11 protein-coding genes and 1 pseudogene are annotated in these 11,945 nt (G+C 64.5%); 3 read left to right on the top strand and 9 right to left on the bottom strand.

Features of this window, described 5'->3' with window-relative positions:
- Together ACNFH5_RS24155 and ACNFH5_RS24150 are read right to left on the bottom strand one after the other, a co-directional pair.
- A pseudogene (locus tag ACNFH5_RS24155) lies at positions 1-482 on the bottom strand (hypothetical protein); the annotation flags it as partial.
- A gap of 344 nt (positions 483-826) precedes the next feature.
- A complete protein-coding gene (locus tag ACNFH5_RS24150; protein WP_416750346.1) occupies positions 827-1,360 on the bottom strand; it encodes a ferritin-like domain-containing protein in 534 nt (177 codons plus the stop codon).
- Between the two features lie 295 nt (positions 1,361-1,655).
- On the opposite strand from ACNFH5_RS24150, the gene ACNFH5_RS24145 reads away from it, so the two are divergent.
- A complete protein-coding gene (locus ACNFH5_RS24145) occupies positions 1,656-3,746 on the top strand; it encodes an AsmA family protein (RefSeq protein WP_416750344.1) in 2,091 nt (696 codons plus the stop codon).
- Between the two features lie 218 nt (positions 3,747-3,964).
- Here ACNFH5_RS24145 and ACNFH5_RS24140 read toward each other — a convergent pair whose 3' ends face one another.
- The 4 genes from ACNFH5_RS24140 to ACNFH5_RS24125 form a co-directional block, all read right to left on the bottom strand.
- Positions 3,965-4,420: a GyrI-like domain-containing protein gene (locus ACNFH5_RS24140; RefSeq protein WP_416750342.1), complete on the bottom strand. Its 456-nt coding sequence runs from the start codon at positions 4,418-4,420 to the stop codon at positions 3,965-3,967.
- Positions 4,421-4,563: 143 nt separating this feature from the next.
- On the bottom strand, positions 4,564-4,908 hold the full coding sequence (osmE, locus tag ACNFH5_RS24135; protein ID WP_416750340.1) for an osmotically-inducible lipoprotein OsmE: 345 nt from the start codon (positions 4,906-4,908) through the stop codon (positions 4,564-4,566).
- A gap of 87 nt (positions 4,909-4,995) precedes the next feature.
- Positions 4,996-5,214 (bottom strand): hypothetical protein, encoded by a 219-nt coding sequence (locus ACNFH5_RS24130; RefSeq protein WP_416750338.1) that lies wholly within the window; start codon positions 5,212-5,214, stop codon positions 4,996-4,998.
- Positions 5,215-5,286: 72 nt separating this feature from the next.
- Positions 5,287-6,552, bottom strand: coding sequence for an Hsp70 family protein (locus tag ACNFH5_RS24125; RefSeq protein ID WP_416750336.1), 1,266 nt, complete (start codon positions 6,550-6,552; stop codon positions 5,287-5,289).
- Positions 6,553-6,759: 207 nt separating this feature from the next.
- On the opposite strand from ACNFH5_RS24125, the gene ACNFH5_RS24120 reads away from it, so the two are divergent.
- A complete protein-coding gene (locus ACNFH5_RS24120; RefSeq protein ID WP_017518216.1) occupies positions 6,760-7,623 on the top strand; it encodes an isocitrate lyase/PEP mutase family protein in 864 nt (287 codons plus the stop codon).
- A 25-nt stretch (positions 7,624-7,648) separates the two neighbouring features.
- Here the strand turns inward: ACNFH5_RS24120 and ACNFH5_RS24115 are convergent, their stop codons facing one another.
- Complete coding sequence (locus ACNFH5_RS24115; protein ID WP_416750333.1) at positions 7,649-8,305, bottom strand: hypothetical protein; 657 nt, start codon at positions 8,303-8,305, stop codon at positions 7,649-7,651.
- 180 nt (positions 8,306-8,485) lie between these two features.
- Here ACNFH5_RS24115 and ACNFH5_RS24110 point away from each other — a divergent pair, with 180 nt between their 5' ends.
- Complete coding sequence (locus tag ACNFH5_RS24110; RefSeq protein WP_416750331.1) at positions 8,486-8,752, top strand: DksA/TraR family C4-type zinc finger protein; 267 nt, start codon at positions 8,486-8,488, stop codon at positions 8,750-8,752.
- 137 nt (positions 8,753-8,889) lie between these two features.
- On the opposite strand, the gene ACNFH5_RS24105 is transcribed toward ACNFH5_RS24110, so the two are convergent.
- Together ACNFH5_RS24105 and ACNFH5_RS24100 are read right to left on the bottom strand one after the other, a co-directional pair.
- Complete coding sequence (locus ACNFH5_RS24105; RefSeq protein ID WP_416750329.1) at positions 8,890-11,055, bottom strand: GAF domain-containing protein; 2,166 nt, start codon at positions 11,053-11,055, stop codon at positions 8,890-8,892.
- Complete coding sequence (locus ACNFH5_RS24100; RefSeq protein WP_416750327.1) at positions 11,052-11,657, bottom strand: biliverdin-producing heme oxygenase; 606 nt, start codon at positions 11,655-11,657, stop codon at positions 11,052-11,054. The genes ACNFH5_RS24105 and ACNFH5_RS24100 overlap by 4 nt, the downstream gene beginning before the upstream one ends.
- Between the last annotated feature and the right edge of the window lie 288 nt (positions 11,658-11,945).

Genomic DNA, 11,945 nt, shown 5'->3' with positions numbered 1-11,945 from the left:
TCGATGGTTTTGCTCGAACCGTTTTCAGCCACGCCCAGTTGCTTGTGCAGGCGGTCGACGGTCTGGCTGGAGCCGTTCTCAGCGACGTTCATCTGCTGGTGCAGGCGGTCAACCGATTGGCTCGAACCGTTTTCGGCAACGCTCATGTCGCTGTGCAGACGGTCGATGGTTTTGCTCGAACCGTTTTCAGCCACGCCCAGTTGCTTGTGCAGGCGGTCGACGGTCTGGCTGGAGCCATTCTCGGCAACGTTCATTTTCTGGATCAGGCGATCAACCGACTGGCTGGAACCGTTTTCGGCGATGCGGGCCTTGGCGGCGTCCAGTTGCTTCTGCTGTTGGTCCAGGGTGCGTTCGGCGCCGTCCTGAACAATGATCTGAGTCTGGCTGGCGTTGATGACCGGGGATTCCTGCTGGGAGCCGGCGAAAGCGGCATTGGCAGCAAGTACGGAGAGGGCAAAGCCAAGTACGAGGGTGCGTTTCATGATGCGGCTCCAGAAAGAGTGGGGAGTTCGTTGGACACGGGCTCAGTATCTGTTCTGGATAATCGATTGAAAAACGATGCTGGAAGATAGTCGCTATCGATATGGATGATTGTTGATTTATTTATTTAAAATCAACAAGTTGACTTTAAAAATTGACTTCTATCAATGCCTTCGATTGGCAGTATCGGCGCCATTGTTAGTATCTGATAAATCGATGTGTTTGTGAGTGCGATGGGTTGCAGAGGCTCTGGATCGGGGCTTTTCGCTGAGCGGCAGGGGGAAAAGCAGGATGCCCGGCGCGGGCCGGGCATCGATGCGGGCGATTGGGGTGATGCGGGGAAAGGCTATTTCAGGTCCTGAAGCAGGTCCGCCATGTCGTCGGCATGCTCTTCTTCCTGCGCGAGGATCTCTTCGAACAGGCGGCGCGTGGTCGGATCGTCATTACCGAGGTAGATCACGATCTCGCGGTAGCTGTCGATGGCGATGCGCTCGGCGACCAGGTTCTCGGTGATCATCTCGCGCAGGTTCGCCCCGGCCACATATTCGGCGTGGGAGCGCTGGGACAGGCCTTCGGGGTTGAAGTCCGGCTCGCCGCCCAGTTGCATGATGCGTTCGGCCAACTGGTCGGCGTGCTGTAGTTCCTGGGTGGCATGCTCGAGGAATTCGGCAGCGGCCACGCTGGCCTTCAGGCCGGTGGCCATGAAGTAGTGGCGCTTGTAGCGCAGGTAGCAGACCAGTTCGGTGGCCAGCGACTCGTTGAGCAGGCGCAGCACGGTCTTGCGGTCGGCATGGTAGCCCTCGGTCACCGCGCCTTCTTCGATGTTCTGGCGCGCCCTCTGGCGCAGGGTCTGGACGTCGGTCAGTTGGGCCTGGTTCATCAGCTCTCTCCTTAACGGCGGGACTTGTGACGGGCCGGCGCTGCGGTGGCGCGCGGCACGATTCGGGTCACAAGGTTGTGAGTCATGGGCCGGTGGGAAAGTTTGGTTTTTTTCTCCGGCAGGTTCGCCGGGAGCATTTGCTGCACAGATTGCGGGAGCCATCGCCTCGCTATGCTGGTCCAAGACGACAGGCCAAGGGAGAATGCCGGCCCGGCATGCTCAGGCGGCCATTGATACCGGCAGCGGCGTGGGGACGTTGCTGCTTCCACCGACGCGGCAAGCAGGGAGTTCAGGTATGACGCGCGGGAAAAGAATCTGCCTCTGGAGCTTCACGGGTTTCATTGCGGTGATCACCGCGCTGGTGGTGTTCATCGCCACCTTCGACTGGAACCGGGTGAAGCCGACCATCAACGAGAAGGTCTCGGCCGAACTGGGCCGCCCGTTCGCCATCAACGGCGACCTGCAGGTGTTCTGGCGCACGGAACCTGCGGAAGGCGGCTGGCGCGCCTACGTGCCGTGGCCGCACTTCAGCGCCGCCGATATCACCTTGGGCAACCCCGACTGGGCGGCCGGCAAGACGCGGTCGCCCAACTTTGCCAGCCTGGAGAAAGTCGAGTTTCGCCTTGCCCCGTTGCCGCTGCTTTGGCAGACGGTGAACATCCCGCAGATCGTCCTCACCCGCCCCAGCGCGGACCTCCTGCGTCTGGGGGACGGCCGCGCGACGTGGGTCTTCGAGCTGCCGAAGAAGGATGAAGACCCCAACGCGATGCCGGAGAAGTCGCCGTGGACGCTGGATATCGGCGAGATCGGCTTCGACAAGGGCAACGTCACCCTTGATGACCAGAGCCTGAAGACGCGCCTGGAGCTGGTGGTGGACCCGCTCGGCAAGCCGGTGCCCTTCGGCCAGTTGGCGGGCAAGGCGCTGGCTGGCGGCGACAAGGCCGGAACCCAGGACTATGTGTTCGGCTGGAAGCTCAAGGGTCAGTACAAGGGCCTGCCCCTGAATGGTTCGGGCAAGGTCGGCGGCATGCTTGCCCTGCAGGACGCGGCCAAGCCCTTCCCGGTGCAGGCGGACGTCTCTGCCGGCAGCACCCGCGCCAGCATCGTCGGCACCTTGACCGACCCGCTCAATCTTGGCGCGCTGGACCTGCGCCTGAAGCTGGCCGGCACCAGCATGGCCAATCTCTTCCCGCTGACCGGGGTGACTCTGCCCGACACCCCGGCCTACGAGACCGATGGCCGCCTGAAGGCCGAGCTGCACGATTCGGCGGGCGCGCAATTCCACTATGAAAACTTCAACGGCAAGGTGGGGGACAGCGATCTGCATGGCGACCTGGTGTTCGTCAATCGGCAGCCGCGGCCCAAGCTCTCCGGCAAGCTGCGCTCGGACCAGCTGCGCATGGCCGACCTCGGGCCGCTGATCGGCGCCGACTCGAACAAGCAGAAGCAGGCGCGTGGCCAGAGCACCCGCCAGCCGGCGGACAAGGTGCTGCCGGTGGAAGAGTTCCGCACCGATCGCTGGCGCGCCATGGATGCCGACGTCGAGTTCACCGGCAAGCGCATCGTGCACAGCGACAAGCTGCCGATCAGCGACCTCTATACCCACCTGGTGCTCAACGACGGTCTGCTGAACCTGGAGCCGCTGCGCTTCGGCGTGGCCGGCGGCACACTGGAATCGCACATCCGCCTGGACGGCGGCAAGACGCCGCTGCAGAGCAAGGTCCAACTGCAGGCGCGCAGCTTCAAGCTCAAGGAGCTGTTCCCCAGCTTCGCGCCGATGCAGTCGAGCTTCGGCGAACTGAACGGCGATGCGGCCATCACTGGCACCGGCAACTCGGTGGCGATCATCCTGGCCGGCGCCAACGGCGAGATGAAGCTGCTGGTCAACGATGGCCGCATCAGCCGCAGCCTGATGGAGATCGCCGGGCTCAACGTGGGCAACTACGTGGTGAACAAGCTGTTCGGCGATGACGAAGTGAAGATCAACTGCGCCGCCGCTGACGTGGGCATCACCAACGGGTTGGCCAAGCCACGGGTGTTCGCCTTCGATACCGAGAACGCGATCATCACGGTGGACGGTACCGCCAACTTCGCCACCGAGCAGCTGGACCTGGACATCACGCCGCAAAGCAAAGGCGTGCGCATCTTCTCCCTGCGTTCGCCGCTTTATGTACAAGGCACCTTCAAGAACCCGAAAGCCGGCGTGCATGTGCTGCCGCTGGCGGCGCGGGGCGCGGGTATGGTCGCCCTCGGCGTGGCGGTGGCTCCGGCGGCGGCGCTGCTGGCCCTGATCGCCCCGAGCAAGCAGGACGATAACCAGTGTGCTGCGCTGCTGCAGCAGATGAAGCAGCCGTCGAAGGCGCCCACGCCGGCCACGCGCAAATAAAAGGCGGTGATCCTGTAGGAGCGAGCTTGCTCGCGAACCGCCTCACTGCGGAGTTTGTTCGCGAGCAAGCTCGCTCCTACAAAAAAACGGACGCGGATCGTCTCGGTGAGCAGGACGCATGACGCTCGAGGCGTTATGCGCCCTATTCAGCTTCGATGCCAGCCGGGGGCGCGAGCAAGCTCGCTCCTACAGGAAGCAAAATGTGAGCGCGGGTGGTGTCAGTAGATCGGCACGTACAGGTCGGTTTCCGAAGCCGGGTCTTCCGGGCCGAGGAAGCGCTCGGTGTAGCGCTCCAGGTCCACGCCTTTCTTCGGCTCCAGGCCGTGGCGGGTCAGCAGGCTGGAGTAGATGGCCTGGAAGCTGTCGGCGATAGCGGCGACCGGGCCGATATGGGTGAACACCGCGTACTTCTGCGCGGGCACCTCGACGCTCATCATGCCGTCGGGTACGACGGCGCCGGCGTCCACCGGCAGCCCCGCGATGTAGTGGAACTCACCGCCCGGCAGCTGGGTGCAGATGCCATAGGCGGTCTTGTCCTTCGCGCTGGCGGCGACTTCCGCCTCGCGCGGCAGGAAGCGTTCCCACAGCTGGCCGATGCTGTCGCCCGCTGCGCTGCCGCGGTAGTCCATGCCCACCACTTCGAAGGCGGGCAGTTCGATGATGCGGTATTTCATGGTCGGCTCCTGAAGTGGCTGCTGGGATGATAGACGGCCACCGCGCGGCGCGAATATCCCCGGTGTCCCGGACTGTGGCGTCATGCCGAATGAAAAAGCCCCCGCCGGCTGGCGAGGGCAATGTCGTCACAAATGGAGGTTCGTCACGGCTGGGCGTCGCGCTCGTGGCGGTCGAGCTCGGAGCAGGTCATGAAGCCCGAGCCGTCAACCCGGCCGCTGCTGTCGAAACTCACGTAGAAGGGCTGTTGCTGCCCGTCCTTGCTGAGGATGTAGCTGTTGCAGCTGCCCGGCTTCATCAGGCGCTTCTGCGTGGAAGATGGGGTGCCGCCAATCTTCAGGACTTCTTCCTGGCTCATCCCCTTCTCGACATTGCGCACCAGAGGCTGGTCGCGGAAGGTGATGTAGTTGACCGGGTTTTGCACCTTGGTGGAGGCACAGCCCGCCACCGAGGCCAGTACGAACAGCGCCAGCAGTGATCGCTTGTACATGGTGTTCTCCTTGGTTGAGCAACTCACTCGCTCAACTTGGAGCCTAGGCGATGATCCAGCGTTCAAGAAATCTGTGCGGTACGGCGTTTACTGGGCGTCCTTCAGGGCGTCATCCAGGCGCTGCTGGTTCTGCGCGTTGGCCGCATCGACCTGCTGCTTGAGCTGCTGCATCTGCTGCTGGGCCTGTTGCGCCTGCTGGGCCTGCAGGTTGGCGGTGGTGGCCGCAGTGGCGGCGGTCTCGCCCAGGCCGCAGGCGGAAAGCGCGGCGGACAGGAGCAGCAGGCAGGTCAGTTGGGCGATACGCATGGCGGGCTCCGGGCGCGAGGGGGATTACCGCCACACTAGCGCATGGCGGCATTCCCGTCAGTGAGCGGTCGCTCAGCCGTAGCGCTTCATCGCCTCGATGGCCAGGCCGTTGCCGATGCCGCCGAAGCGGTCGCCGTCCACATGACGGGCATTGGGCAACATGGCTGCCACGCTCTGGCGCAGCGCCGGCACACCGGAGGAGCCGCCGGTGAAGAACACCGTGTCGACCCGCGCCGGGTCCACGTCGGCGCTATTGAGCAGCTCGCTGATGCTGCCGCGCACGCGCTCGAGCAGCGGGCCGATGGCGCCTTCGAACAGTTCGCGGCTGAGTTCTGCGACCAGGCCGGCTTCGACGCGCGCCAGGTCGATGTCGCGGCGCTCGGCGTCGGATAGCTCGATCTTGCTGGCCTCCACCTGCATCGCCAGCCAGTGGCCGGCGCGCTGCTCGATGAGCTTGAACAGCCGGTCGATGCCGGTGGCGTCGACGATGTCGTAGCGCATGTTCTGCAGCGCCAGCTGGGACTTCTGCGCGTACACCGCGTTGATGGTGTGCCAGGTGGCGAGGTTGAGGTGGTAGCTGGTCGGCATGAAAGCGTCGCTCTTCATCTTGCTGCCGTAGCCGAACAGCGGCATCACGCCCTGGATGCTCAGCTGCTTGTCGAAGTCGGTACCGCCGATGTGCACGCCGCCGGTGGCGAGGATGTCGCCCTGGCGGTCGGCCACTTCGCGACGCTCCGGCGACAGCCGCACCAGCGAAAAGTCCGAGGTACCGCCGCCGATATCGACGATCAGCACCAGTTCTTCTCGCTGGATGCTGCGCTCGTAGTCGAAGGCCGCGGCAAGGGGTTCGTACTGGAAGGAGACGTCCTTGAAGCCGAGCTTCTGCGCCACGGCCACCAGGGTGTCCTGGGCTTCCTGGTCGGCCTTGGGATCGTCGTCGACGAAGAACACCGGGCGACCCAGCACGACGGACTCGAACTCGCGCCCGGCGACCGTTTCGGCGCGCTTCTTCAGTTCGCCGATGAACAGCCCCAGCAGGTCCTTGAAGGGCATGGCACTGCCCAGCACGGTGGTCTCGCTTTTCAGCAGCGAGGAGCCCAGCAGGCTTTTCAGCGAGCGCATCAGGCGGCCTTCGTAGCCTTCCAGGTATTCGTGCAGGGCCAGGCGGCCGTACACCGGACGGCGTTCCTCGACGTTGAAGAAAATCACCGAGGGCAGGGTGATCTTGTCGTCTTCCAGGGCGATCAGCGGTTCGGTGTCCGGGCGCCACCAGCCGACGGTGGAGTTGGAGGTGCCGAAGTCGATGCCCAGGGCGCGGGCAGCTGTGGTCTGGAACATGGGGCGAGTGTCCGGAGAAAAAACGGCCGCGCAGTGTACGCGAGTGTTTGCCGAAATTCAGGGTATCCGTCGGGAAGCGATGGTGGCAAAGAGGGCTTGGGGAGTAGCTTGTAGTTTTGCTACATTGTGTTTCTGTAGTTTTCCTACAAGAGTTTTCCACTATCTGATTTCCGTTCTCCCACCCCGTATTAGCCGTTGGATCCCACCATGCACAGAGCCTCCTTCCACGAATTGCGCAAGGATTTCCGCGCCTTACTGAATTCTTCAGCCTGCTATCACACCGCTTCGGTGTTCGACCCCATGTCGGCGCGCATCGCCGGCGACCTGGGTTTCGAAGTAGGCATCCTGGGCGGTTCTGTAGCTTCACTACAAGTTTTGGCGGCGCCTGATTTCGCGCTGATTACCCTGAGCGAATTCACCGAGCAGGCCACCCGCATCGGCCGTGTCGCCCGCCTGCCGGTGATCGCCGACGCCGACCACGGCTACGGCAACGCGCTGAACACCATGCGCACCATCGTCGAGCTGGAACGCGCCGGCGTGGCCGCACTGACCATTGAGGACACCCTGCTGCCGGCGCAATTCGGGCGCAAGTCCACCGACCTGATCCCGGTCGAGGAAGGTGTCGGCAAGATCCGCGCGGCACTGGAAGCGCGCATCGACTCGGAAATGGCGATCATCGCCCGCACCAATGCCGAAGTGCTGGAAGTGGACGACGTGATCCGCCGCACCCTGGCCTACCAGGCTGCCGGCGCCGACGGTATCTGCATGGTCGGCATCCGTGATTTCGACCATCTGGAAGCCATCTCCCGCCACCTGTCCGTGCCGCTGATGCTGGTGTCCTACGGCAACCCCGAGCTGCGCGATGACGCGCGCCTGGCCGAGCTGGGAGTGCGCATCGTGGTCGACGGTCACGCCGCCTACTTCGCCGCGATCAAGGCTACCTACGACTGCCTGCGCGAGCAGCGTGGCGTGCATGCCTCCGACCTCACCGCTTCGGAGCTGGCGAAGAAGTACACACTGCCCGAGGAGTACCAGATCTGGGCTCGTGAATACATGGAAGTGAAAGAGTAAGGTCGCACCGCAGTTCCCCGGCACATCAGCTCTGGGGGAGATGGCGCGTGAGGTATTCGATCTGCGCGTTGAACGGGTAGAGCAGGGTGCCCGTGGGGCCTTCGGCTTTGCGCAGATAGGTCCAGCGCATCAGCAGCGCATCTCGCTCGTTGCCGGCTGGCATGGCCTCGAGCTGGGACTGGATGTCTTGCTGCAATGCCAGGATCTGCTGCGACTCTTCATCGGCCGGCTCGCCCAACAGCTTGCCATTGGCCTTGCGCGCCTCCAGCAGTGCCAGCTCGCGCAGGTCGATGTGCAGCTTGGAGGATGTGTCTGCACCGGCCTCCAGGAAGCTGTCGAACAATTGGGCGACCTCGCGGGTTTGCCGGACGGCGGTGGGCAGGTCTACCCCCTTCTTGTTGTAGGCATCCCGTACCTTGGCGAGGGTCTGCTGATAGAGCGTCCAGATGTCCTTCAGGGCGGTGGCGTTGCGTTGTGCGGCGAGCTTGTCGGCAAAGGCCGTGCCCAGATTGTCGAGGCGCGTCAGGAACCGCTCATCGCCGGTGGCGCTGTACAGCAGCAGATAGCGTTCGATGTCCTTCATCAACGGATCGGTGGTGAACGTTTCCGGCTCGCCCGCCAGCGCGATTGCAGCGGTGGTTGTAAGCAGCAGGCAGCTCAGCAGCGCGGAGAGGCGGCGCATGACGTGGTCCTTGAGTTATCGAAAGTGCCGACATTTTCGAGGTCCGTCTCCGGAGTGGATGTCAGATAAATCCGATATAACGCGCGCGAAGTTTCGCTTTCCTGCCTGACGCTGCCCTTGCAAAGCGCGATCTCAACCGTCATATCTGTACAAATACTGAGCAAGGTATGGGAGGTCGTCATGGCCAGTGGTTGGGCAAACGACGGAGCGGTTCAGGAACAGATCGACAGCACCATCGAGGACGCCATCGCCCGGGCGCGCAGCCAGTTGCCCAAAGGTGAGAGCCTGACCCACTGCGAGGAGTGCGATGTGCCGATTCCCGAGGCGCGCCGCAAGGCCATTCCCGGCGTGCGCCTGTGCGTGAACTGTCAGGCCGAGCACGACAAGGAACAGTCCACGCACAGCGGCTACAACCGTCGCGGCAGCAAGGACAGCCAGTTGCGCTGAGCTTTCTTTGTCCAATGAAAACGGCGCCCCGAGGCGCCGTTCTGCATTCCAGGAGCGAGCTCGCTCGCGAACCCTGGCAGGGCACCGAGGCTCGGGGCGGTTCGCGAGCAAGCTCGCTGCTGCAGGGCTTTGTGGTATCAGGGCGCCGGTCGCAGCGGCACCAGCACATTGAAGGTGATGATGCCGTCGGCCTGTTCCACTTCGATGCGGCCGCCATGGGCGTTGACGATGGCCTGGGAGATGTACAGGCCTATGCCCAGCCCGCTCTTGTTGCGGCCGTGGCCGCCGGCGTCCTGCTTGAACGGCTCGAACAGATTGGCGATGCGCGTTTCATCCAGCGCTTCGGCCTCATTGAGGATACTCAGCCGGGCGACGTCGTTCTGCCGGCACAGCTCCACCAGCACCGGGCGGCCGGGGCGGCCATGGTGGCGGGCATTGCTCAGCAGGTTGGCCACCACCTGCAGGTAACGGTCCGGGTCGACCTGGGCTTCGACGCCGCTTTCGATGGCGGTCTCGATGGACAGGCCCGGATAGGCCACGTCGGTTTCCTGGACGATATCGCGCACCAGTCGCGAGAGGTCGGCGGCCACCGGTTTCACTGTCATTCCCGCGCCGCTCTGTAAGCGGCTCATCTCCAGAATCTGGCTGATCAGCCGCTCCATGCGACTGCTGGAATAGGTGATGTGCTGGCGCAGCTCGGCGTTTCGCACATCGCTGGAGGAGAGCATGGCAGCGGCCATGGAGATCGATTGCAGCGGGTTACGCAAGTCGTGGCCGAGCACGGCGATCAGGCGCTGGCGCATGCGGTCGATCTCGCCGGCGCGGTTCAGGCACAGCTCCACCAGCTCAGTGCGCAGCTTGTCGGCGATGCTCAGGTCGATACCGGTCCAGGGCATGGAGCGCCCGCGCACCACTTCCTCCCAGGCCTCGAACGAACCGCGCGGCGTCAGGCGCGGGCCAGAGGGGCCGGTGCTGACGATTTTCTCCGGCTTGCCGCCCCAGCGGATGCGGTGCACCTGCTCCAGGCGCAGCCAGACGATCCAGCCCGATTCCTGGCGGTGGAAACGAATCGCCATGACGCCGCAGTAACGCGGGTCGTGTGGGGCGTCGGGCAGGTCCTGGCGGCGGTCGCTGTGGAACAGGTCAAGGTCGTCGTGCTGCTGGAGCTCGGCGACCATGGCCACCGCCAGCGCCTCGAAATCCCCCCCGATGCTGCTGGCGCGTCCGCCGAGCATCACCACCGCGCCGTCGCATGGCAGCAGGTCGGCAACGCTGGCGCCGGGGCGCGACAGGGCGCTGAGCAGGTCGTCGGAGTCACGGGTGCGACGCAGCAGCGCCTGCTGACGTTCGGAGGCCTGGCGCAGCAGTTCGCTGGTGCGCGCCTGTTCCAGGCGCTCGACCATGGCGCTGCACACCTGGGAGAACACCTGGAATGACATGCGGATCGGGTAGGGCACCACCTTTGGGCTCATGTGGTGGCAGGAGAAGAGTCCCCACAGCCGCCCGCCGACCACGATGGAAATGCTCATCGAGGCGCGCACGCCCATGTTGGCGAGGTACTCGCAGTGGATCGGCGAAACACTGCGCAGGGTGCTGAAGCTCAGGTCGAACGGCTTGCCGCTGCTCGGGTTCAGCGTCGGGTGCACAGCCACCGGTTGGTAGGCCGCATCGCCAATCAGCCGCACCGGGTTCTGCAGGTACAGGCGGCGGGCCTGGGCGGGGATGTCCGACGCCGGATAGCGCTGGCCGAGGTAGCTTTCCAGGTCCTCGCGGCGGGATTCGGCCACCACCTCGCCGGAGTCATCCTCGTTGAAACGGTAGGCCATGACGCGGTCGTAGCCGGTCATCCGCCGCACTTCCTCGGTGACGCTGATGAGCAGGCTCTCGACGTCGTTGCGCAGCTGTAGCTGGCTGACCAGGCGCTGGGCATTCAGGGCGAAGGTAGTGAAGGACGCGGTGCCGGCCGCCCGCCGTTCGAACTCCAGGTAGCGCACGCCGTCATGGCTGTGGCCGATCACGTCGAAGAAGCGCCGGTTGATCCGCGCTTCCACGCTGTTGACCCAGGGACCTTCCACGCTCAGTCCCTCGGCGAGCATCGCCAGTACGCCGGGGCCGACGTCGGCCTCCGCCAGTGGCTCGCCCCGCTGCGGGGCGATGCCCAGCAGGGTGCCGAGGTTGTCGCTGAAACCGAGCACTCGGCCTTGCTCGTCGAGAGCGATCAGTGCGCCGTGAGGCTGGATCGCGCCGGGCACATGGATGGGTTCGTCCTCGCAGTTGGCGAGGGTGACAGTCTGCTCGCTCATGCCGGGACCGCCCGTTTCGTCGCGGCGTCCAGCACCCAATCGCGGAAGGAGGTGAACGCGCGCAGCGCCGCAGCCTGGGCGCGGGCGATATCTTCTGGTGTGCTGACCTGCTCGGCGAGCTGGCGCTGGAAGGCGGTCCAGCGCTCGCCGGTGTGTTCGCCATAGCCTTGCAGCCAGTGCAGCGGCAGGGGCTCGAGAGAGGCCTTGTGACGCTTGTAGAGCACGCGCCCGCCCAGTGTCGCGCCTTCGGCGACGTAGGCGATGCCGAAGGCTTCGGCCAGGCAGGTTGGCGTTGGTGCCACGGGGCACTCGGGCAGTGTGTCGAGGGGGTGGCCGCCAGCCTGCAGGTCGGCTTCCAGCCACTGGCTCTTGCCGCGCCGCAGGCGGGCATCGTGCTGATCCGGCCAGAGGGGCCAGAGCGACTGCTCCAATGGGCGCATCCAGCCGAGTACGCGGGCGGCGTGGTCAAGGTAGTCGGCGTGGGTCAGCACGCCGCCGAATGGCGAACGGCTGTCGAGGTCGGCATGCAGCGCATGGGTGGCGGCGCGCAACGCGGCCAGCGCGGGCGAGATGCCCGGGCGGTCGTTCGTCTGGGAAGTCATCGCCGTCATCGCAGGTCTACCTTTTTCTTCGAGCATCAGAGCATAGCAGCAGAGGTGTACGACCGGGCTGACAGAAGAAAATTGACTGAGTCGTCAGGGTTTTCACTCCTGTAAGAGCGAGCAAGCTCGCGAACCGCCTCACTGGATGTGTCTGGTTCCGCGCTTGGCTCCCTCCTGCGAAGAGGGCATGTGGCCAAGGGGCCGCATCCCGTGTGCCGGGGTTCGCGAGCAAGCTCGCTCCTACAGGAGCGGGATGAGAAAAAGGGCCGCCGCACGTTGCGTGCGGCG

Origin of the sequence: Pseudomonas sp. NY15435 (assembly GCF_048068295.1) — a bacterium.
Classification (GTDB): Bacteria; Pseudomonadota; Gammaproteobacteria; order Pseudomonadales; family Pseudomonadaceae; genus Pseudomonas.
The sequence above is the reverse complement of the archived record's forward strand: the minus strand, read 5'-3'. Positions and strand labels throughout refer to the sequence as shown.